Genomic DNA, 21,587 nt, shown 5'->3' with positions numbered 1-21,587 from the left:
CCGCCTTCTCTCGATTATCTGCCGAGGCTGCCGATGTACCCCACCGCCTTCCGCCCGAGCCGCGAGAGCCGTCGCCCGATCCGGGTCTCGTTCGAGTTCTTCCCCCCGAAGACCCCGGAGATGGAGGCGACCCTGTGGTCGTCGATCGAGCGCCTGGCCCCGCTCGGCCCCAGCTTCGTCTCGGTCACCTACGGCGCCGGCGGCTCGACCCGCGAGCGCACCCACAACACCGTGGCGCGCCTGGTGAGCGAGACCGAGCTGAAGCCCGCCGCCCACCTCACCTGCGTGGCGGCGACCAAGGGTGAGGTCGACGACGTGGTGCGCGCCTACCACGAGGCCGGCGTGCGCCACATCGTGGCCCTGCGCGGCGACCCGGCGGAGGGCGTCGGCACCGCCTACACGGCACATCCGGGCGGCTACGAGCGCTCCTGCGACCTCGTCGCCGGCATCAAGCGCATCGGCGACTTCGAGGTCTCGGTCTCGGCCTACCCTGAGCGCCACCCCGAGGCCGGCTCCCTCGACCAGGACCTCGACGCGCTCAAGGCCAAGGTCGATTGCGGCGCCGACCGCGCCATCACCCAGTTCTTCTTCGACAACGACCTGTTCTTCCGCTACCTCGACCGGGTGCAGGCGCGGGGGATCGACATCCCGATCATCCCCGGCATCCTGCCGGTGCAGAACTTCAAGCAGGCCGCGAACTTCGCCCGCCGCACCGGCGCTTCGGTGCCGGACTGGCTCGCCGCCCGCTTCGAGGGGCTGGACGACGACGTCGCCACCCGCAAGCTGGTGGCCGCGGCGGTCGCCGCCGAGCAGGTGCTCGACCTCGTTGACCGCGGCGTCACCGATTTCCACTTCTACACCATGAACCGCGCCGACCTCGTCTACGCGATCTGCCACCTGCTGGGCTTGCGCGCGGCGCCGGTCGTGGTGGAGAAGGCGGCGGCCTGATCCTTCGTCTGTCTTTGGGAGAGCCGTCCATGGCCGAACCGCAGGACATGATCGTTCCGCCGCTGCGTGAGATGCGCGCGGCCTTCGAGCAGCGGTTCGACATGATCGATCGCACGCTCGACGAGCAGGGCGCGCGCTTCGACAAGCTCGAGCGCCGCCTCGCCGATATCGAAGCCCGAGGCTGAAGGGCCACTTCCCCGCTTCTATTCATCCGGGCCGCACCGCGCGGCCCGGTTCGATTCTGCGCTTGCCGCACCCTGTCCGACCCGCTGGAACCCCCTCCCGATGACCGATTTCCGCCCCGCCGACGGTGCCGACATCCTGACCGCCCTGCGCCGGCGCGCGGCGGAGAAAATCCTCGTCCTCGACGGGGCGATGGGCACGGTGATCCAGCGCCTCGGCCTGACCGAGGCCGATTTCCGCAGCGAGCGCTTCCGCGATCACGCCCATGACCAGAAGGGCAACAACGACCTCCTGATCCTGACGCAGCCCGACGCGATCCGGCAGATCCACCTCGATTACTTCCTCGCCGGCGCCGACGTCGTCGAGACCAACACCTTCTCGGGCACCACGATCGCTCAAGCCGATTACGGCATGGAAGCCGTGATCCACGAGCTGAACGCGCAAGGCGCGCGGCTGGCCCGCGAGGCGGCGATCCTCGCCGAGAAGCAGGACCGGCGCCGCCGCTTCGTCGCCGGCGCCATCGGCCCGACGAACCGCACCCTGTCGATCTCGCCGGACGTCAACAATCCGGGCTACCGCGCGGTCACCTTCGACCAGGTCCGCGAGGCCTATGCCGAGCAGGTGCGCGGCCTGATCGCCGGCGGCGCCGAGCTGATCCTGATCGAGACGATCTTCGACACGCTGAACGCCAAGGCGGCGGTGGCGGCGTCCTGGCAGGTCTTCGAGGAGACCGGCACGCGCCTGCCGATCATGATCTCGGGCACCATCACCGACCTCTCGGGACGCACCCTGTCGGGCCAGACCCCGACCGCCTTCTGGCACTCGCTGCGCCACGCCGATCCGCTCACCTTCGGCCTCAACTGCGCGCTCGGCGCCCGCGAGATGCGTGCCCATATCGACGAGCTGTCGCGCACCTGCGACACGCTGGTCTGCGCCTATCCGAATGCCGGCCTGCCGAACGAGTTCGGCCTCTACGACGAGAGCCCGGAGGCGATGGCCAAGCTCGTCGGCGAGTTCGCCGAGAGCGGCCTCGTCAACATGGTTGGCGGCTGCTGCGGCACCACGCCGGACCACATCCGCGCCATCGCCGGTGCCGTCGCCGGCAAGGCGCCGCGCCGGGTGCCCACCGTGAAGCCCTTGATGCGGCTCTCGGGCCTCGAGCCCTTCACGCTGACGCCCGAGATCCCGTTCGTGAATGTCGGCGAGCGCACCAACGTCACCGGCTCGGCCCGCTTCCGCAAGCTCATCACCAACGGCGACTACGCCGCCGCCCTCGACGTCGCCCGCGACCAGGTCGCCGCCGGCGCCCAGGTGATCGACGTCAACATGGACGAGGGCCTGCTCGACTCGCAGAAGGCGATGGTCGAGTTCCTCAATCTCGTCGCCGCCGAGCCCGACATCGCCCGCGTCCCGGTGATGATCGACTCGTCGAAGTTCCCGGTCATCGAGGCCGGCCTGAAATGCGTGCAGGGCAAGGCGATCGTGAACTCGATCTCGCTCAAGGAGGGCGAGGAGAAGTTCATCGCGGAAGCGAAGATCTGCCGCGCCTACGGCGCCGCCGTGGTGGTGATGGCCTTCGACGAGCAGGGCCAGGCCGATTCGCTCGAGCGCAAGGTCGCGATCTGCACCCGCGCCTACAAGGTCCTCACCGAGCAGGTCGGCTTCCCGCCCGAAGACATCATCTTCGATCCCAACGTCTTCGCGGTGGCGACCGGCATCGAGGAGCATAACGGCTACGGCGTCGCCTTCATCGAGGCGGCGCGGATCATCCGCGAGACCCTGCCCCACGCCCATATCTCGGGCGGCATCTCGAACCTGTCCTTCGCCTTCCGCGGCAACGAGCCGGTGCGCGAGGCGATGCACGCGGTGTTCCTGTACCATGCGATCAAGGTCGGCATGGATATGGGCATCGTGAATGCCGGCCAGCTCGCGGTCTACGACGAGCTGCCGGCGGAGCTCCGCGAGCTCTGCGAGGACGTGGTCCTCAACCGTCGCGACGACGCGACCGAGCGCCTACTCGACGCCGCCGCCCGCTTCAAGGATGGGGGACAGGCGCAGGCCAAGGGCGCCGACCTCGCCTGGCGCGAGGCGCCGGTGGAGAAGCGCCTGGAGCACGCGCTCGTCAACGGCATCACCGAATACATCGAGGCCGATACCGAGGAGGCCCGCGCCAAGGCCGAGCGCCCGCTCCACGTCATCGAGGGCCCGCTGATGGCAGGCATGAACGTGGTCGGCGACCTGTTCGGCGCCGGAAAGATGTTCCTGCCGCAGGTGGTGAAGTCCGCCCGGGTGATGAAGCAGGCGGTGGCCTACCTGATGCCGTTCATGGAGGCCGAGAAGGCCGCCAACGGGGGCGCGGGCGGGAGACAGTCCGCCGGCAAGGTGCTGATGGCGACCGTGAAGGGCGACGTCCACGACATCGGCAAGAACATCGTCGGCGTCGTGCTGGCCTGCAACAACTACGAGATCATCGATCTCGGCGTGATGGTGCCGGCGGCCAAGATCCTCGATACGGCCCGCAAGGAGAACGTCGACATCGTTGGGCTCTCAGGGCTCATCACCCCGTCGCTGGACGAGATGGTCCATGTCGCGGCCGAGATGGAGCGCGAGGGCTTCGACGTGCCGCTGCTCATCGGCGGCGCGACGACGAGCCGGGTCCACACCGCGGTGAAGATCCACCCGGCCTACGCCAAGGGCCAGGCTGTCTACGTGACCGATGCCAGCCGCGCCGTCGGCGTGGTCTCGAACCTGCTCTCGCCCGACACCAAGGTGCAGACGATCGAGACGGTCCGGGCCGAGTACAAGCGCGTCGCCGAGGCCCATGCCCGGTCGGAGGCCGACAAGCAGCGCTTAGCCCTGGCACGGGCCCGCGCCAACGCCTTCAAGGCGGACTGGTCGGCCTACAAGCCGGTCAAGCCGACCTTCACCGGCACGCGGGTGTTCCGCAGCTACGAGGTGGCGGAGCTCGTCCCCTATATCGACTGGACTCCGTTCCTGCAGACCTACGAGTTCAAGGGCCGCTACCCGGCGATCCTCGACGACCCCGAGCAGGGACCGGCTGCCCGCGCCCTGTTCGAGGACGCGCAAGCCATGCTGCGCCAGATCGTCGAGGAGCGCTGGTTCAACCCGAAGGCGGTGATCGGCTTCTGGCCGGCCAATGCCGTGGGCGACGACATCCGGCTGTTCACCGGCGAGAGCCGGACCGAGACGCTCGCCACCTTCCACGGCCTGCGCCAGCAGCTCTCGAAGCGCGACGGCCGGCCCAATACCTGCCTGTCGGATTTCGTGGCGCCCGCCGAGAGCGGGCTGCCCGACTATGTCGGCGGCTTCGTCGTCACGGCGGGCCTGGAGGAGGTGCGCATCGCCGAGCGCTTCGAGCGGCAGAACGACGACTACAAGTCGATCCTGGTGAAGGCGCTCGCCGACCGTATCGCCGAGGCCTTCGCCGAGCGGATGCACGAGCGGGTGCGGCGGGAATTCTGGGCCTATGCGGCGGACGAGACCTACAGCCCGGCCGACCTCGTCACCGAGCCCTATGCCGGCATCCGCCCGGCCCCGGGCTACCCGGCCCAGCCCGACCACACCGAGAAGGTCACGCTGTTCTCGCTGCTCCAGGCCGAGCCGCGCATCGGCGTCAAGCTCACCGAATCCTACGCGATGTGGCCGGGCTCCTCGGTCTCGGGCCTCTACCTCGCCCATCCGGACGCGCATTACTTCGGCGTCGCCAAGGTGGAGCGCGATCAGGTCGAGGATTACGCCGCCCGCAAGGGGATGGACGTGGCCGAGGTCGAGCGCTGGCTCGGGCCGATCCTGAACTACGACACGGCGCGGTACCGCGTGGCGGCGGAGTAGGGGGGCGGCCGGTGCCGCGGCGGTGGCTTGCCGCTGCGGCACTCGCTTGCGTCGAGATCCGTCCGGCTCCATCCTGGAGGGGCATCCCGGAGGCGCGCATGGGCGAGATCGCGAAGCTGTTCTGGACTGACGGCGCATAGGCCGTGCGCCTGCCGGAGGCATGGCACCTCGAAGGCGACACGGTGCAGGTGCGCCGCGAGGGCAGTGCGGTGATCCTGGAGCCGATACCGGGGAACCGGGATTGGCTGAAAGCCCTCGTTGGCCCGGTCGATGATGATTTCGCAGCGGCTGTCGCTGATCAGCCGCCGCTGCCGGAGAGCGAAACCTCCGACGTCTTTCCGTAATGGACTTGCTCGACTCCAATGCTGTGATCGGTCTCTTGAAGGGGCATGCAGGGCTTTGGGCTCGGGTCAACCAGCATCAAGATGAGACTCGTTCTTTCGAGCGTCGTTGCGCACGAACTCTTCTACGGCGCGTTCCGTAGCCCGAATCGCGCGGGGTCTCTTGCACGCGTCGATGCGCTGCGATTTCCCATCGTGCCTTTCGACGCCGCCGATGCACGCCGGGCAGGGGAAGTGCGAGCGGCTTTGGCAACCCTCGGCACGCCGATTGGTCCCCACGACGTGCTGATCGCCGGACAGGCCAGCCAGCGAGGATCGGTACTGGTGACGCGCAATCTGCGGGAGTTTCGCCGCGTCCCCGGTCTCGCAGTGGAGGACTGGGAAGCCGCGGATCCTTCCTCCTGACCCGGACTTGACCGCCGTGCCCGCCCCGGCTCAAAGCTGGGCTTGAGGATGCGGGAAGGATCGGGGATGCGGACAGGACCGAGGAGGCTCGCCCTCGTCGCCGTGGCGGGCGCCGTCGCGGCGGCGGCCGGCTGCACCGAATTCTCCTACATCTCGAAGACCTATGTCGGCCTCCAGCCGCAGGTGGTCACGATCGGCTGCAACGACCCCTACGAGGTCTATGACCAGCGCCGCGAGCGCAAGGTCCTGATCGTCTCGAACAACCTGCGGGAGATTGCCGGCTGCGGCCTCTCCGGCCAGGATCCGGCGCTCACCCGCCGGCGCCGCTTCTCGGAAGCCGCCGCAACCTACCTCAAGGAGACGGCGCGGGAGACCTGCACCATCGTCGGCGAGACGGTGTTCACCGACCTCCAGACCGAGTTCGTCTATTCCTGTGCCGAGCCGGTCGAGAAGCCCGGCACCAAGGTGCCGCGCCTTCCGGGCCGCTACTGACGGCTCACGCCTCGGGCGTCATTCCCCATCGGGGGCCGGCGGGTGCGGGAAGGTTCGCTCGGCCGCGTCGCCGGCGGCGGCCAGCATCGCCCGGGCGAAGCGGCGCGCCTCGGCCCGGTCGAGGGCGATCGCCGCCGTGACCGGCGCGCCGTCGAGGTCGGCGAGGTCCAGTTCGAGCCGCACGCCCGCCTCGGTCGGCGTCACCCGCAGGGTCCAGTCGCGATCGCTCATCCGTCCGCATCAGCTCTGTTCGCGGGCGCAAGTCCCCGTGACATCGGCCCTATAGACCAATTTCCGGACAGGTCGATGGGTTCGCCGCGGTTGACGCTGCGGGCGTCGCCGTGGTGGACCCGCGCCGGGATTCGAACCGAGGGAATCGGACCATGAGCGAGATCGTCTTCCGCACCGGCGAGGCCACGGTGCTGGCGGCCGAGGGCCAATACACCGACGCGATGCCCGAGGTGCTGATCGGCTCGGTGCGCGGACCGGTCGGCCAGGCCTTCGCCTCGATGATGGGGCAGGTCCAGGGCCATACCCGGATGTTCGTGGTGCGCGACATCAACCAGCTGGTGCGCCCGGCCACGATGATGACCACCAAGGCGACGATCCACACCGCCGAATACGTCGAGCTTCTCGGCGGCGTGGTCCAGGCCGCGACCGGCGACGCCATCGTGGATTGCATCATCGAGGGCATCCTGCCCCGCGACGGGCTCGACGAGCTGTGCATGATCATCATGATCTGGCTCGACCCGCGCTGCCCCGAGGACCCGAACCTCGACCGCAAGGACCTCTACCGCACCAATTACGAGGCGACGAAGCTCGCCATCGCCCGGGCGCTGAAGGGCGAGCCGACGGTCGACGAGCTGATCGCCAACCGCCGCACCGTGCGCCACTACGCCCTCGAGGGCGTGCTCGACGACGAGGCCTAACAGGCCGGCTCCGGCGGGCGTCTGCGCAGTTGACCGCAGCTTGACGGCACAGCAAGGTGCGCCGCCCGCCACCTCGACTTCTCGCGCGGGCCGTCCATCATGCCTTGGGGCTACACGATGCGTCCATTCCGCGCCGCGTTGATCCTGTCCGCATCTGCCGCCCTATCGGGGCCGGGCTTCGCCCAGCCGCAGGCGCCGGCGAGCGGACGTGCCGCCGCCCCGGCGCAATCCGCCATCACGGTCTGGGATGCCCGGATCGAGGCCGGCGACCTCACCGTGTCCGGCAGCGTCGGCAAGGCCGGGGTGGTCGTCACCCTCGACGACGACATTCCGGTCACCTCGGACAAGCGCGGGCGCTTCACCCTGAAGGTCCCCTACGTGCCCCAGAACTGCGTCGCGACGCTCAAGGCCGGCGAGCTCTCCCGCGAGATCGCGGTGGCGAATTGCGGCGCCACTGGCGCCCCGGGCCCGAAGGGGGAGCCGGGGCCGACCGGGCCGCAGGGCGTGGCCGGGCTCGCCGGGCCGCCCGGCCCGAAGGGTGAAGCGGGTCCCAAGGGTGATGCGGGCCCCAGGGGAGAGGCAGGACCCAAGGGTGAAACCGGGCCCAAGGGCGAAGCCGGGCCGAAGGGCGAGCCCGGGCCGAAGGGCGAGCCCGGGCCGAAGGGCGAGGCGGGCGCCAAGGGCGATACGGGACCTCAGGGTCCGGCCGGATCCGCCGGACGCGCCGCCGCGGCGACCGCAGCGCTGCCGTTCCGGATGCTGCGCACCGACGGCTGCGCCAAGCCGCATTGCGAGCTCGTCTGCGACGAGGGCGAGACCTTCGTGTCGGCCTACTGCCTGCGCGGCGGCAACCCGAACTTCACCCGCCGGGAGAGCGGCGAGGCGGTGGCGCTATGCCCGCCCGACAGTTCCGGCATGGTCGGGTTCTGCGCGAGGCTCTGATAACGCAGCGTCTTCGAACGGACGCGTTCGAAGACGCTGGCTAAGCCCGAATGGGTCCGCGCCGCAGGCGCTGATGCGCCGGACGCCTTCAGCGCAACGGTATGAGGGCGGTTCAGCGCCCGCCGAGCCAGTCCAGAACCCCCGCCGCCGCGGCCCGGCCGCTGGCGAAGCTCGCCTGGAGCAGGTAGCCGCCGGTCGGCGCCTCCCAGTCGAGCATCTCGCCGGCCAGGAACGTCCCGGGGCGGCTTCGCAGCATGAAGCGGTCGTCGAGATCCGCGAAGGCGACGCCGCCGGCGCTCGAGATCGCCCGCTCGATCGGCCTGAGGCCGGTGAGCCGCAGCGGCACCGCCTTGATCAGGGCCGCCAGCGCACCGGCCTCCACCGGCAGCTCACGCGTCGCCTCGCGCAGCAGCCCGGCCGCCGGTGGGCTCAAACCCGCGGCCTTGCGCAGCACCGTGGCGCGCGATTCCTTCGGCCGCGCCGCCGCGAGGCGGCGGGTCAGCGCCGCCTCGTCGAGGTCCGGCCGCAAGTCGAGCTGCACCACGGCGGCGCCCTGCGCCTCGATCGCCTCCCGGATCGGCCGCGATAAGGCGTAGACCACGCCGCCCTCGACCCCGTCGCGGGTGATCACCGCTTCGCCCCGCACCTGTTCGTCCCCGAGGCGGAGCGCGATGCGCTTGAGCGGTGCGCCGGCGAAGCGCTCGACGAAGACGGGCGACCACTCCGCGGTGAAGCCGGCATTGGCCGGGCGGAGCGGGCTCACGGAGACGCCCTCGGCCGCCAGCACCGGCACCCAGGCGCCGTCGGAGCCGAGCCGCGGCCAGCTCGCGCCGCCGAGGGCCAGCACCGTCGCATCGGCGTGCAGGATGTCCCGGCCGCCTTCTCCCGCCAGGGCGAGCGCGCCGTCCGCGTCCCAGCCGGTCCAGCGGGTGCGGGTGCGCAACGCCACGCCGAGGCGATCGAGCCGGGCGAGCCAGGCCCGTAGCAGCGGCGAGGCCTTGAAGGCCTGTGGGAACACCCGCCCGCTCGAGCCGACGAAGGTCGGCTGGCCCAGACCCTCGCACCACTCGCGCAGGGCTAGCGGCGGGAACTCCCTGATCGCTGCGTCAAGGCGTCGCTCCGGCGGAGCGTAGCGAGCGAGGAAACGCTCCAGCGGCTCGCTGTGGGTGAGGTTGAGGCCGCCGCGCCCGGCGATCAGCAGCTTGCGGGCCGGGGAGGGCATCCGCTCGATCACCGTGACCCGCAGGCCCGCCTCCGCCAGGATCTCGGCGGCGGAGAGGCCCGCCGGCCCGCCTCCGATGACCGCCACATGCGCGTTCGCCTTCGTCATGCGTCGCCCAAGGCCGCGACGCGGGCGGCTCTGTCAACCTGCCGCTGCGACAGGACGAAAAAATAAGAGCGTGGCCGTTGGTCCCGGCTGCCCTTGATCCGCCGTCATCCGGGACATAAGTCCGTGCCATCGGCTGCGGGCCCCTCTGGCGAGCTGCGCTTCTCGCGCTCGTGATGTCGGAGCCGATGCTTTCTCCCTCGAAGCATCACGGTCCCGCGATGGTCGATTTTCTGTACATGACGTGGCTCGGCAAGCCGGTCTGGATGTGGCTCGGTTTCCACGCCGTCATCTTCATCCTGCTCGCCCTCGATCTCGGCCTCCTGCACCGCGACAAGAGCCGCGAGATCGGCGTGAAGGAGAGCCTGCTCCTCACCGCCTTCTATCTCACCCTCGGCCTCCTCTTCGGCGGCTGGGTCTGGTGGTATATCGGCCCGCAGGCGGGCCAGGAATATCTGGCCGGCCTCGTGGTCGAGAAGTCGCTGTCGATGGACAACGTCTTCGTGATCGCGGTGATCTTCGGCTATCTCGGCATCCCCCGCAACGCGCAGCACCGGGTGCTGCTCTGGGGCATCCTGGCGGCGATCGTCCTGCGCGGCCTGATGATCGGGCTCGGCGCCGCCCTCGTCCACCAGGCCGAATGGGTGCTGACGATCTTCGCCGCCTTCCTGATCTATGCCGGCATCAAGATGCTGGTCTCCGGCGACGAGGAGGAGGGCGAGAGCAAGTCCGCCGACCGCTTCACCAGCTTCATGCGCAAGCACATGCGGGTGACGGACGAGCTCGACGGCCAGAAGTTCACCACCCGCCGGCCCGATCCGAAGACCGGGAAGCCGGTGCGCTGGCTCACCCCGCTCGCCCTGGCGCTGGTCCTGGTGAACGGCGCCGACGTGATCTTCGCGGTCGACAGCGTGCCGGCGATCTTCGCCATCACCACCGACACCTACGTGGTCTACACCTCGAACATCTTCGCGATCTTAGGGTTGCGCGCGCTCTACTTCGCCCTTGCGGCGATGGTCGACCGCTTCGCCTACCTGAAGACCGCGCTCGCCCTGATCCTGATCTTCATCGGCCTGAAGATCGTGGTGGCGGACACGTTCGAGCTGATCGAGATCCAGCCTTGGGTCGCGCTGGTGGTGACCGTGGTCCTGCTCGCCGGCGGCATCGTCTACAGCCTGTGGCGCACCCGCGGCGCGGCGGAGACCCAGGCTGCCGTTCCTGCGCCCCGGGAGGCCGCCACGTCCCACGAGGCCGGCACCCCGCGGGAGCGGCTCGGCAGCAGTCACGGCTGAGGACGAGGGGGCGCACGGCGCCCCCTTTTTCGGTCACGCCGGCTTCGCCGCCAGCAGGTCGCGCAACGTCGTGATGGTCGAGGCGTCGGCGACGCCATCGACCCGGGCCGGCCGGAAATGGCGCTGGAACGCCGTGACCACGGCCTTCGTTCGCGCCTCGAAGGTGCCGTTCACCGGAACGTCGTAGCCGTAGAGCGTGAACATCGATTGCAGCGCCTCGATCGGCTGGCCGGCATCGCCCTCGGCGAAGAAGCGGCCGTCGCGGATCGGCGCCGGGGGCACCCAGTGGCCGATGCCGTCCCGGTGCAGGGCCGCCCACGGAAAGCTCTCGCCCGGATCGATCTTGCGCTCGGGCGCGATGTCGGAATGCGCGAGCACCCGGTCGGCGCGGATCGGCCAGCGCCCGAGGATGTCGCGGCACAAAGCCGTGACCGCGGCGATCTGCGCCTCCGGAAACGGCGCCACGGTTCCGTCCTCGGCATGGCCCGGATGCGCGATCTCGATCCCGATCGAGCGCGAGTTCATGTCCCGCACCCCTTCCCAGGCCGAGACGCCCGCATGCCAGGCGCGCCGCGCCTCCGGCACCAGTTGCACCACCCGGCCTTCCTCGAACACCAGGTAGTGCGACGAGACCTTGGAGAGCGGGTTGCAGAGCCGCAGCAGCGCCTCGCCGGCGCTCGCCATGCCGGTATAGTGCAGGATCAGCGCGTCGACCGGCAGGGTCCGCTCGTCATGGTTGGGGGAGGGCACCACCTGGGTGGCGACCGGGCTGTCGGGGGTGAGGCTCATGCGGGGCGAGGCTCTTGTGAGGGCTTGAAGCCGTCGGGCTCAGCTCAGGCGCCGCTCGGCGGCGATGCGGTCATAGGCGGCGTTGATGGCGGCGAGCCGCCGCGTCGCGATGGCGACCGCGGCGGGCGGCAGGCCGCGGGCGATCGCCCGGTCGGGATGGTTCTCGGAGACGAGGGCCCGGTAGCGCGCCTTCACTTCGGCATCGGTGAGGCTGCGGTCGGCGCCCAGCACCTCGTAGGGGTCGTCGGCCAGCCGCAGGTGCCGGGCGGTGATGGCGGCGAAGCGCGCCTCGTCGAAGCCGAAGATCGCCGCGACCTCGGCGAGGTAGCGCGCCTCGTTCTCGTGGACCGCGCCGTCCGCCTTGGCGATGTGGAACAGGCCGTCGAGCACGTCCTCGAGCAGGGCCGGCTCTTCGTGGAAGGCGTCGGCGACCTGGCGGGCATAGCCCTCGAAGCCGCTCGTGGTGCGCTTGGCGAGGTCGAACAGGCGCTCGACCCCGGCGCGCTCGTCCTCGGGGACCTGCACGATGTCGGCGAAGGCGGCGACCTCGGACGGCGTCACCACCCCGTCAGACTTCGCCATCTTGGCGGCGAGGGCGACGAGGCCCGTGGTGAACACCACCTCCCGGGGGGTGGGCCCGAACAGCGACCCCTCGCGGTCGAGCAGGAAATGGCCCGCGACCGCGCCGATCAGTGCGCCGAGCGGACCTCCGGCGGCGAGCCCGATGCTCGCACCGCCGAGCTTGCCCCAGACACCCTGGCTCACGCACGCCTCCGGGGCTGGGCCGGGCGGCGGCGGAGCATCGAATCGCGGGGAGGCAAGGGCGTCATCAAGGGCGTCATCAAGGGCGTCATGGCGCCCTTGTAGCGCCCCCGAGGCCTCCGCGGAATGTGGAAGCGCACCCGGCGGACGCGCCGCCGGGGGCTCTCAGGCGAGGCCGATCAGCGGCAGTAGACGTTGCCGTAGGGGTCGCGATAGGTGCCGTAGGGGCACTGGGGTGCGGTGGCCGCGCCGACCACGGCACCGCCGGCCGCGCCGATCAGGCCGCCCGCCAGCGCACCGCCGGCCCGGCCGGTGGCCGCCGCGCCGATCGCCGCGCCCGTGAGGCCGCCGAGGGCGGCGCCGCCGGCGGCGCGGTCGCCCGGGGTGTTGCAGGCGCCGAGCGACAGCGCCATGGCACCGGCGAGCGTGGCGGCGATGAGCTTCTTCATGGAGTCTTCCCCTCGTGCATGTCGCGATCCGGCACCGGGTCGTCGACCCCGCGCCCTGCTTCCGAGCTTAGCCGTAACGCGGCTTAACGCCAAATGAGCTTGGCCGTCCGATGGTTCCCGGAGCCCGGGGCCGGGCCGGATGCGAATCGCGGCGGTGCGGCACCGGGGCCACAGGAGGCCCTGCCGCGGGCCGGGCAAATGCTCTACAGGAGGGGCGAAATCCCGGCATAGCCGCCCGCGAGGACCCGATGCAGCGCGCCACCACCATCGTCCGCAAAGCCGCCGTGCGCCCCGACGCCGTCGCCGACGAGGTCGCCCTCGACCACGCCGCCCGTTCCCGCCGCAGCGCCGAGCTGACGGCGCAGGGCGGCCTCGCCTTCCGGCTCGATCTCGACCGGGCGACGACGCTCGAGGATGGCGACGCGGTGCGCCTGGAGGATGGCCGCCTGGTGCGCATCCTCGCCGCCCCGCAAGCCCTGCTCGCGGTCACGGCCGAGAACCCGATCCGCCTGACCCGCCTCGCCTGGCAGCTCGGTAGCAACCACGTCCAGGCCGAGATGACGGCCGAGGCGCTCTACGTCCTCGACGACCCGGTGGTGGCGGAGCTGATCCGCGGCCAGGGCTGCACCGCCACGGCGCTCCAGCGCCCGTTCCGCCCGGAGAAGGAGGCGGCGGCCCACGACCACAGCACCTGCGGGCACGACCATCACCAGCATCACGGGCATGAGCCGCATGCCCATGAGCACGCCACGCATGAGCACCACGGTCACGATCATCATGGGCATGATCATGGCCACGGGCATCAGCACGGCCATGCGCACGACCATGCGCACGACCACCAGCACCACGCGCACGATCATGGGCATGTCCACGGCCCGGGCTGCAAGCACGGCCACTAGACCCCGACGTCCCGTCTCCTGACGCGGCCCGGCATGGACGATGCCGGGCGGGTCACCACCTCACGGCCATGACCCGCCCCGCTTCCGCATTGCTTCACCGCCCTGGCGCTCCTCTGCCGCCCCGATGATGGGTGGGGCGAACTCGGTCCTCGCCGCGTCGACGGAGCGAGGGGGTGGAGGGCCATGCTGTAGCGGATGCTGTATTCTCCGTGCCGCGGGACAATTCCGTCGGGGGTGCCCGCCATCCCCGACCAGCCCGATGAATGCACGGGTCCGTCGACCGAGATCTGCCTAAGCGCCGGCTCTCGCCCTGTTGGACGCGCCGGGTGAGCGGATGCGACATGGCCAAAGCAATTGCTGGCCAAAGCAATTGGCCGAGCGCCCGGACGCGAAGCCTCACGCGCTCACAGTCATGAAAAGCCATTGTGGGTGGAACGCTGCCGCGCCGCATTGGTGGCAGAGGTCGATCGTCTCGTCTGCATGGATAGGATGTGAGAGACGATCGCATGGGCGTAACCGTGACTCGCGCCATGCTCTCCCGTCAGCATGAAAACCAATTTTGTGTGCCTCATGGAAGTCTTATCGCGAAAATTACAGAAATCATTAAATCGAAAATGGATCATAGCAACGAAGATGACTGTTTTGATCTGACGACACGCGCGTCTCGCATCGGTCCGTGACGGAGGGATTGTCCGCGCGCTGGAGGTCATGGCTCCTGCCGCTACTTGCCCTGAGCGTCATCCCGGGTCGATGTGCCTGAGGTCAAGTTAATCCGCGGCGATATCATGAATATATTATTGAAAACGAGCGTGAAGATGGCGATTTAGCCTAGTATTGATTTTAATATTTTGCATTTTTGTTCGTTGCTGCGACCTATCGCATGCAATATATGCAGAGAGCAATCGCATCTGACGTGCTATATCGGGGTCGCAATCCCGACAAAGACAGTGACATCGAGAGGTTGTGTCGGAGTTAAACTTAGCCAAAGCGGAGAGTTGGATAGCCATTCGGCTTAGATGCGAAGCGAATCTGGTTCGAAACTGCGCTTGCTGGGACCTGAGAGTCATATAGTATGTCGTCACCCAGGGAGGGTGCTGATTATGCCTAAGAAAGACAATTCGCCTCCACCGCTTCCAGAAAAGGCGCTGTCTGCAATTCCGGATGCCGCCAAAGGAAAATTGCCGGGCACCTTGGTCCCGCCGCCACCTCCTCCGCCTCCTGTTGTGCCTGTAGGGACGGAGGGAAATGATGTCTTCAAGTTGAGCGATTTTCCCACAGTGTCATTCGGTCAAGCCGTCAACATTATTGACGGCAAGGGCGGTGTTGATACTCTCGTGATAGACAGCGTGATAAATACACGCCAGAACTATATCACGTTTTTAGAGCTTGAGGGGGCCGATAATTACAATTTCAGATTTGAAGGTTATTCTGGCGCATCTCTTGGCGGCATCTATCAGACAAGTGAAACTTACCCGGCATTGACGCATAGAGTTAAAAGTATCGAAAATATATACTTGAACGGACTTGCCGGATCATTTGGCATCAGCGGCAACGATAGCGCAAATCTATTTGATGTTACGGGTTCTGGGCCTGCCCTTGTTGTGGACTCGTCAGGATACACAGTGGGCAATCAGGTTGCAATATTTGGAGAAGGTGGTGATGATACTGCCAAATTAGACGGATTTTATCGGTTATATTTCATTCCTGGAGAAGGAAACGATACAGTAAATCTAGGTAACAACTATAACAATTCCTTGATAAGAAGCTCCGAATACGAGGCTTGGCCGGAAATTCCCGGACAGTCTGGAGATGACACGATCAATCTTGGGAGTGGTCAAGATAATATTCTGTATGATACTATAGGAGATTTGGCATGGAGCGGGTATTCCGGCTACGACATCAACGATACAACCCCCATGTTTGTTGGTCATGATGTGATCAATAATTTTGTAACCGGCGTTGATCGTCTGCTCTTCCACAAGCCGCCATCCTCAACGACAGGCGGTCCTACCATCGCTTCCATCGAAGAAAACCTGTCCGCCAATAAAACCACGTTCCACATAGCGGATGGGGGGACTATCACTGTCGACGCTGTGGGATTGACAATGGGATATGATGGTTTTTACGACAGTTGGTACTTCAGCTGAATTATTCAAGCACCAGAATTTTTGTCGTTTGGACGGAGTGCGGGTGTGAGCGTTCTCGGCGTCGAGAGAGGACGCGATGCTGGCGGACGTCGAGTGGACGGAGCTGAAATCGCTGATCGAAGTCTGTCGGCCGAATGGCAGGACATTGCCCCAGGCCTCAAGCCTACGATCTCCGCCATCCTTTGGCGGCATCGGAGCGGCGCCTCGTGGTGCGCCGTTCCGGCCCAGTCATGTCCCTGGTGGCAAGCAGCCTCGATCTTGATCTGCTGGGCGCTGGCCGGCCTTCGGGGGCGCCTGCTCGATCGCGTGCGGCGACGCGTCGTCGCGCTTGGCAGAGTCCGAACTCCCTGCGAACCGCGCGTCGCCGCGTAATCCCCTGCGGCCTGAAGTTCCTGTGAGTGTGGCTTTCTTGTAGCAGGCAGGTGAGCCGGCATCGTCTCTAAGCAGGGATACTGGACCACTGCATACCTGAGGCCGTTGCGCGATCATGAGTGGAAGCACCAAGCCCGTCCGGCGCATGTCGGCAGCGGCGGGTATACTGCTTGCCCTTTCTGTTCCGGCGCCCGTTCGGGCTGAGCCTGGTGGCAAGCCCGAGACAGCCCAGGACGGTGCGCGTGACGCCGACCAGGACAAGGCTGAGACGTCGGACAAGGGTAGCGACAAGAAGGACGTCGATACGGAGCACCTGTTCGGTTTCACGGAAGGCTCTGATGCCGGTGAGAAGGGAGAACAGGAAGCGGTGATCGACACCGTCACGCGCATCGGCAAGCGCAGGGACGGCCCCGGCTCGTCGACGTATCGTGTGCTCGACACGCGGTTCGCTTACCAGTTCAATCCCATCGACAAGCTGAGCATCGAGTTCAGCGCTTTCGGCGCGCTGCGGCGGCAACGCAACATCCTGGATCTGGACGACAAGTCTTATGGTACCTTCGATGGCGTATCCATGGAGGTGAAGTATCAATTCCTGAAAGCGTCGAAGGAGCAGCCGCTGGGGCTCGCCGTGGAGGTGCGCCCGCGATTTACGCGCATTCTGCCCGTCGAAGGTAACGGCGCCGACATCTTCGACATCGAGAGCCTGCTCCAGCTCGACGTTCAGGTGGTGCCGGACAAGCTCTGGTACGGCAGCAACGTCAGCTTCGAGCCGGCGGCTGGTCGCCAGCGAGGTGGCGGCCCCGGCTATCGCTCCTCCACATTCCTGTGGTCGAACGCTCTCGTGGGACGAGTGGGGGAGAATACCTATTTGGGCCCGGAGGTGCGTTACCTGCGCGGCTATGAAGGAACCTTCCTGAACCGGCTGGAGAGTGAAGCGCTGACCATGGGACCGGCCCTGCATCACAGGTTCACCGAGAAGATCTGGCTGACCATCGCGTATGCGGGGCAGATCTGGGGCCGTGACGCCGATCCGGCTCTGGCCGGCCGTGCCCTCGGGCTGAACCAGTTCGAGCGGCACAATGTCCGGGTCAAGTTCGGCATGGAATTCTGACGGAGGATATCGCTTGATAGTCGGTCGCCGACCCGCTGCGCCCGGCGGACGCGACTGTCGAGAGCTTGACAGCAAATGAGGGTGCGATGCCACGACCGACCGGGGGCTCGCCTAAACACGCGGCTCGCGTGCCGAGAGCGTCGCTCCCGATGCTCCGTTTCTCGATCCAGGCACCGGCCGATGGTCGAAGGTTTTGGTCTCGCGGTGGGTGACGCCGTCCTGCGTGACGACTACCTGGGCATGGTACCCGATGGACCCGTCCTTGCGCTCGCGCTCAATGATGGTTCCCACGGCGCTCCCCGGCGAGCGACGGCATGGGCCGGAGAGGGACGGCGCTGCTGGAGAGGCCGCGACGGAACGGGGCGAAGCCAGCGGCCAGGGCCGCGAACGCTACAGCATGGAGAGGGGTGCAGGTGACGGCGGCGATTGAAAAATCCAGGAATTTCAGTGCGTGGCGGTTTTCCGTGGCACCCATGATGGACTGGACCGACCGTCACTGCCGGGCGTTCCACCGGACCCTCTCGGCCCGGGCCCTGCTCTATACCGAGATGGTGACGACCGGCGCGGTGCTGCACGGGCCGCGGGAGCGGCTGATCGGCTTCGATGCGGCCGAGCATCCGGTGGCGATCCAACTCGGCGGGTCGGATCCGGGCGATCTCGCGGCGGCGGCCCGCATCGCCGAAGAATTCGGCTATCGCGAGGTGAATCTCAATGTCGGCTGCCCCTCCGACCGGGTGCAGGACGGGCGCTTCGGCGCCTGCCTGATGCGCGAGCCGGCCCTCGTCGGCGATTGCGTCGCCGCCATGAAGGCCGCGGTCTCGATCCCGGTGACGGTGAAGTGCCGCATCGGCGTCGACGACCAGGATCCGGAGACGGCGCTCGATGCGCTGGCCGCCGCCGTGCGGGCGGCGGGGGTCGACGCGCTCGTCGTCCATGCGCGCAAGGCCTGGCTGAAGGGCCTGTCGCCGAAGGAGAACCGGGATATCCCGCCGCTCGATTACGGCCGGGTCCACCGCCTCAAGCGCGCGAATTCCGATTTGGCCGTGGCCCTCAATGGCGGCCTGCAGGATCTCGCGACGGCGAAAGCCGCGCTCGAACCGGTGGAGGGGATCGCCCTCGACGGGGTGATGCTCGGCCGCGCGGCCTATGCGGAGCCGTCCCTGCTCATCGGCGTCGATCCCGAGCTGTTCGGCGAGCCGGCGCCGGTGGCCGACCCGTTCGCGGCCATCGAGGCCTACGAGCCCTATATCGCGGCCCGGCTCCAGGAGGGCCTGCGCCTGCACGCCATGACGCGGCACATGCTCGGCCTGTTCAACGGAAGGCCGGGGGCGAGGCCGTATCGCCGCCACCTCTCGGTCGCCGGCACGAGGCCGGATGCCGGGCTGCACACCCTGCGCGAGGCGGTGGCACATGTCTCCCGCGAGCCGGCGCGCGCAGCCGCCTGAGGACGGAGCCGCCGGTCAGCTTGGCAGCCGGCCGGTCCGCGGGCATGTTCGTGTCCAAACAGGCTCGTGCCCGAGGGAATGACGGACCGGATGATCGCACTCGATGACGGCGTTCCGGCCCCGCTCGGCGCCCATTTCGACGGGCGCGGGGTCAATTTCGCGCTGTTCTCCGCTCATGCCACGGCGGTGGACCTCTGCCTGTTCGATCCCACGGGCCGGGCCCAGACCGACGTGGTCCGGCTGCCGCGCCGCAGCGACGACGTCTGGCACGGCTATCTCTCGGGCGTGCTGCCGGGCCAGCTCTACGGCTACCGGGTGCACGGGCCCTGGGAGCCGGCGAGCGGCCACCGCTTCAACCCGCACAAGCTCCTCATCGACCCCTATGCCCGCGAGCTGCACGGGCGGGTGCGCTGGCACGACGCGCTCTACCCCTATCGCCGCGGCAGCCACCGGGAGGACGTGCTCGACCGGCGCGACAGCGCCCCGATGATGCCGAAGGGCGTGGTCACCGCGCCCGAGGCAGCCGTCCACGACGACCCGCCCCTGCGCCACCCGCTCGTCGACAGCGTGATCTACGAGGCGCATGTCCGGGCCCTGACCCAGTCCCATCCGGGCGTGCCGCTGCCCTGGCGCGGGTCCTATGCCGCCCTCGGCCACCCGGCCATCGTCGATCACCTCGTGCGCCTCGGCGTCACGGCGATCGAATTGCTGCCGATCCAGGCCTTCGTCGACGACCGCTTCCTGGTCGAGAAGGACCTGACGAATTTCTGGGGCTACTCGCCCCTCAACTACTTCTCGCCCGAGCCGCGCTATCTCGGGCCCGCGGGGGCCGCAGGCCTCAAGGCCGCGATCCGCCAGCTCCACGCCGCCGGCATCGAGGTGCTGATGGACGTGGTCTACAACCACACCTGCGAGGCCGACCATACCGGCCCGAGCCTGTCGTTCCGCGGCATCGACAATGCGAGCTACTACAAGCGCAAGCCCGACGATCCGCGCCGCGACATCGATTGCACCGGCTGCGGCAACACCCTCGACGTGGCGGTGCCGCGGGTGATGCAGATGGTCCTCGATTCGCTGCGCCACTGGGTCGAGGCCTACCGGATCGACGGGTTCCGCTTCGATCTGGCCTCGAGCCTCGCCCGATCCCCCCACGAGTTCACGCCGCGGGCGGCGGTGCTGCAGGCGATGGCGCAGGACCCGCTCCTGTCCCGGGTCAAGCTCATCGCCGAGCCCTGGGACATCGGCATGGGCGGTTACCAGCTCGGCGGCTTCCCCGTCGGCTGGAGCGACTGGAACGACCAGTTCCGCGACGCGGCCCGCGGCTTCTGGCGGGGCGATGCCGGCCAGTTGCCGAAGCTGACGCAGGGGCTGACCGGTTCCAGGGAGATCTTTTCCGCCTCCGGCCGTGGACCGGGGGCCAGCATCAACTTCATCGCCTCGCATGACGGCTACACGCTGGCCGACGTCGTCGCCTACGAGGAGAAGCACAACGAGGCCAACGGCGAGGGCAACCGCGACGGCCACGGCCACAACGTCTCGCGCAATTACGGCGTCGAGGGGCCGACCGACGATCCCGAGATCCTGGTCGTCCGGGCGCGCCAGAAGCGCAACCTGCTCGCCACGATCCTGCTCGCCCAAGGCGTGCCGATGCTGCTGATGGGCGACGAGCGCTCGCGCAGCCAGGGCGGCAACAACAACGCCTATTGCCAGGACAACGCCACCTCCTGGGTCGATTGGGAGAACGATGGCGGCGATCCGGCCCTGACCGCGTTCGTGCGCAACCTCCTGGCCCTGCGCCGCGACCACCGGGCCCTGCGCCGGCGCCACTTCCTCACCGGCGAGATCGTGGCGCCGGGGGGCCTGAAGGACGTGCACTGGCTCTCGCCCTGCGGCGCCGAGATGGACGATGCGGCCTGGGGCGACGGCGAGCGCCGGGCCTTCGGCATGCAGATCGGCAACGATGCCCCGGACGGGCGCCGTCTCCTGATCCTCGCCAATGCGGGCGAGGCGGCCATCGACTTCCAGCTGGCCCGGGTGATCGCCGGGCCATGGGCGCCGCTCTTCGACACGACGACGCCGGATGGCCGGCCGGCCGCCCGGGAGGCCGTGCGGAGTGGCGGGACCGTGCGCCTGCCCGAGCGCGCGCTCCTGGTGCTGGAGCGGCAAGTGGCCAAGCAGGGAGTGGCCAAGCAGGGAGTGGCCGAGCAGGGAGTGGCCGGGCAGGGAGTGGCCGGGCAGGGGGCCGGCGGTTAGCCGGCCGCCAGCCGCTTGCGCTGCACCTTGCCGTTCGGGGTCCGCGGCAGCGTCTCGAGGAAGACGACCTCCCGCGGGCACTTGTAGGCGGCGAGCCGCTCGCCGCACCAGGCCAGCAGGGCATCCCGCGCCGGCTGCGCGCCCGGTTTCGGCACGATGAAGGCGGCGATCACCCGCACGTCGTCGCGCACGGGCAATTCGGTCACCGCCACCTCCTGCACGTCCGGATGGGCGATCAGCACGCTCTCGACCTCGTTCGGCGACACCCGGTAGCCGAAGGCGTTCATGATGTCGTCGTTGCGGCCCTCGAACCAGACGTAGCCGTCCTCGTCCAGGGAGGCGAGGTCGCCGCCGACGAACCAGTCGCCGCGCATCACCGCCGCCTCTTCCTCGGGACGGTTCCAGTAGCCGAGCATCAGGGCCGGGTCCGAGCGGTGGATGGCGAGAAGCCCCACCTCGCCCGGCGGCAGCGGGTCGGGGGTGCCCTCGACGGGGAGGATCGCGACCCGCCGCCCCGGCTGCGGCTTGCCCGGGGAGCCGGGCTTGATCGGCACGCGCGGGCTCGTCGAGATGTAGGTCGAGATCTCGCTCATCCCGAGCGCCTCGTAGAGCGGCGTGCCGGTGGCCTCCCGCCACTCGGCCAGCAGCT

Annotated in this window: 22 protein-coding genes; 15 read left to right on the top strand and 7 right to left on the bottom strand. The window is 68.3% G+C overall.

All coding sequences use genetic code 11. The annotated features are described in order from the left end of the window. The first annotated feature begins 33 nt into the window (after positions 1-33). From metF to VQ03_RS22635, 6 genes are all read left to right on the top strand, one after another. Positions 34-948, top strand: coding sequence for a methylenetetrahydrofolate reductase [NAD(P)H] (gene metF, locus VQ03_RS22650; protein WP_048453169.1), 915 nt, complete (start codon positions 34-36; stop codon positions 946-948). A gap of 29 nt (positions 949-977) precedes the next feature. Beyond that, positions 978-1,133: a hypothetical protein gene (locus tag VQ03_RS33245; protein WP_157064211.1), complete on the top strand. Its 156-nt coding sequence runs from the start codon at positions 978-980 to the stop codon at positions 1,131-1,133. 100 nt (positions 1,134-1,233) lie between these two features. Further along, entirely contained in the window at positions 1,234-4,983 is a 3,750-nt protein-coding gene (gene metH / locus VQ03_RS22645) for a methionine synthase (RefSeq protein WP_048453168.1), read from the top strand. Positions 4,984-5,126: 143 nt separating this feature from the next. Further along, the gene (locus tag VQ03_RS22640) at positions 5,127-5,327 is read left to right on the top strand and encodes an AbrB/MazE/SpoVT family DNA-binding domain-containing protein (RefSeq protein ID WP_245292170.1); all 201 of its coding nucleotides are present in this window, start codon (positions 5,127-5,129) and stop codon (positions 5,325-5,327) included. 81 nt (positions 5,328-5,408) lie between these two features. Beyond that, a complete protein-coding gene (locus tag VQ03_RS32160) occupies positions 5,409-5,729 on the top strand; it encodes a PIN domain-containing protein (RefSeq protein ID WP_425350084.1) in 321 nt (106 codons plus the stop codon). Positions 5,730-5,795: 66 nt separating this feature from the next. Beyond that, complete coding sequence (locus tag VQ03_RS22635; protein ID WP_048453167.1) at positions 5,796-6,221, top strand: hypothetical protein; 426 nt, start codon at positions 5,796-5,798, stop codon at positions 6,219-6,221. Positions 6,222-6,239: 18 nt separating this feature from the next. On the opposite strand, the gene VQ03_RS22630 is transcribed toward VQ03_RS22635, so the two are convergent. Next, positions 6,240-6,452 (bottom strand): hypothetical protein, encoded by a 213-nt coding sequence (locus VQ03_RS22630; protein WP_048453166.1) that lies wholly within the window; start codon positions 6,450-6,452, stop codon positions 6,240-6,242. A 152-nt stretch (positions 6,453-6,604) separates the two neighbouring features. On the opposite strand from VQ03_RS22630, the gene VQ03_RS22625 reads away from it, so the two are divergent. Together VQ03_RS22625 and VQ03_RS22620 are read left to right on the top strand one after the other, a co-directional pair. Continuing rightward, positions 6,605-7,150 (top strand): formaldehyde-activating enzyme, encoded by a 546-nt coding sequence (locus tag VQ03_RS22625; RefSeq protein ID WP_048453165.1) that lies wholly within the window; start codon positions 6,605-6,607, stop codon positions 7,148-7,150. 117 nt (positions 7,151-7,267) lie between these two features. Beyond that, a complete protein-coding gene (locus VQ03_RS22620; protein ID WP_083468164.1) occupies positions 7,268-8,092 on the top strand; it encodes a collagen-like protein in 825 nt (274 codons plus the stop codon). Between the two features lie 112 nt (positions 8,093-8,204). On the opposite strand, the gene VQ03_RS22615 is transcribed toward VQ03_RS22620, so the two are convergent. Further along, on the bottom strand, positions 8,205-9,422 hold the full coding sequence (locus tag VQ03_RS22615) for a BaiN/RdsA family NAD(P)/FAD-dependent oxidoreductase (protein WP_048453163.1): 1,218 nt from the start codon (positions 9,420-9,422) through the stop codon (positions 8,205-8,207). Positions 9,423-9,640: 218 nt separating this feature from the next. Here VQ03_RS22615 and VQ03_RS22610 point away from each other — a divergent pair, with 218 nt between their 5' ends. Beyond that, positions 9,641-10,711, top strand: a complete 1,071-nt coding sequence (locus tag VQ03_RS22610; RefSeq protein WP_048453162.1) for a TerC family protein — start codon at positions 9,641-9,643, stop codon at positions 10,709-10,711. A gap of 33 nt (positions 10,712-10,744) precedes the next feature. Here VQ03_RS22610 and VQ03_RS22605 read toward each other — a convergent pair whose 3' ends face one another. From VQ03_RS22605 to VQ03_RS22595, 3 genes are all read right to left on the bottom strand, one after another. Further along, the gene (locus VQ03_RS22605; RefSeq protein ID WP_048453161.1) at positions 10,745-11,500 is read right to left on the bottom strand and encodes an N-acetylmuramoyl-L-alanine amidase; all 756 of its coding nucleotides are present in this window, start codon (positions 11,498-11,500) and stop codon (positions 10,745-10,747) included. A 39-nt stretch (positions 11,501-11,539) separates the two neighbouring features. Next, positions 11,540-12,265: a TerB family tellurite resistance protein gene (locus VQ03_RS22600; protein ID WP_048453160.1), complete on the bottom strand. Its 726-nt coding sequence runs from the start codon at positions 12,263-12,265 to the stop codon at positions 11,540-11,542. 176 nt (positions 12,266-12,441) lie between these two features. Continuing rightward, on the bottom strand, positions 12,442-12,711 hold the full coding sequence (locus VQ03_RS22595) for a hypothetical protein (RefSeq protein ID WP_048453159.1): 270 nt from the start codon (positions 12,709-12,711) through the stop codon (positions 12,442-12,444). 248 nt (positions 12,712-12,959) lie between these two features. On the opposite strand from VQ03_RS22595, the gene VQ03_RS22590 reads away from it, so the two are divergent. Further along, a complete protein-coding gene (locus VQ03_RS22590; RefSeq protein ID WP_048453158.1) occupies positions 12,960-13,610 on the top strand; it encodes an urease accessory protein UreE in 651 nt (216 codons plus the stop codon). 410 nt (positions 13,611-14,020) lie between these two features. Here the strand turns inward: VQ03_RS22590 and VQ03_RS35395 are convergent, their stop codons facing one another. Next, the gene (locus tag VQ03_RS35395) at positions 14,021-14,158 is read right to left on the bottom strand and encodes a hypothetical protein (RefSeq protein ID WP_483428670.1); all 138 of its coding nucleotides are present in this window, start codon (positions 14,156-14,158) and stop codon (positions 14,021-14,023) included. Here VQ03_RS35395 and VQ03_RS33240 point away from each other — a divergent pair. The 5 genes from VQ03_RS33240 to glgX all read left to right on the top strand — a co-directional run bounded on the left by VQ03_RS33240 (position 14,117) and on the right by glgX (position 20,938). Beyond that, positions 14,117-14,290: a hypothetical protein gene (locus VQ03_RS33240; protein ID WP_157064210.1), complete on the top strand. Its 174-nt coding sequence runs from the start codon at positions 14,117-14,119 to the stop codon at positions 14,288-14,290. The genes VQ03_RS35395 and VQ03_RS33240 overlap by 42 nt on opposite strands. Positions 14,291-14,710: 420 nt before the next feature. Continuing rightward, positions 14,711-15,757: a hypothetical protein gene (locus VQ03_RS33235; protein ID WP_157064209.1), complete on the top strand. Its 1,047-nt coding sequence runs from the start codon at positions 14,711-14,713 to the stop codon at positions 15,755-15,757. Between the two features lie 487 nt (positions 15,758-16,244). Then, the gene (locus VQ03_RS22585; protein WP_048453157.1) at positions 16,245-17,240 is read left to right on the top strand and encodes a hypothetical protein; all 996 of its coding nucleotides are present in this window, start codon (positions 16,245-16,247) and stop codon (positions 17,238-17,240) included. Between the two features lie 413 nt (positions 17,241-17,653). Further along, positions 17,654-18,685, top strand: a complete 1,032-nt coding sequence (dusA, locus tag VQ03_RS22580; RefSeq protein WP_425350083.1) for a tRNA dihydrouridine(20/20a) synthase DusA — start codon at positions 17,654-17,656, stop codon at positions 18,683-18,685. Positions 18,686-18,775: 90 nt separating this feature from the next. After that, positions 18,776-20,938: a glycogen debranching protein GlgX gene (glgX, locus tag VQ03_RS22575; RefSeq protein ID WP_048453175.1), complete on the top strand. Its 2,163-nt coding sequence runs from the start codon at positions 18,776-18,778 to the stop codon at positions 20,936-20,938. Here the strand turns inward: glgX and VQ03_RS22570 are convergent. Continuing rightward, the coding region (locus VQ03_RS22570; RefSeq protein ID WP_048453155.1) for a class I adenylate-forming enzyme family protein at positions 20,935-21,587 on the bottom strand (653 nt) is incomplete at its 5' end. The two genes, glgX and VQ03_RS22570, sit on opposite strands and share 4 nt — an antisense overlap.

The organism is Methylobacterium tarhaniae (assembly GCF_001043955.1).
Taxonomy (GTDB): domain Bacteria; phylum Pseudomonadota; class Alphaproteobacteria; order Rhizobiales; family Beijerinckiaceae; genus Methylobacterium; species Methylobacterium tarhaniae.
The sequence above is the reverse complement of the archived record's forward strand: the minus strand, read 5'-3'. Positions and strand labels throughout refer to the sequence as shown.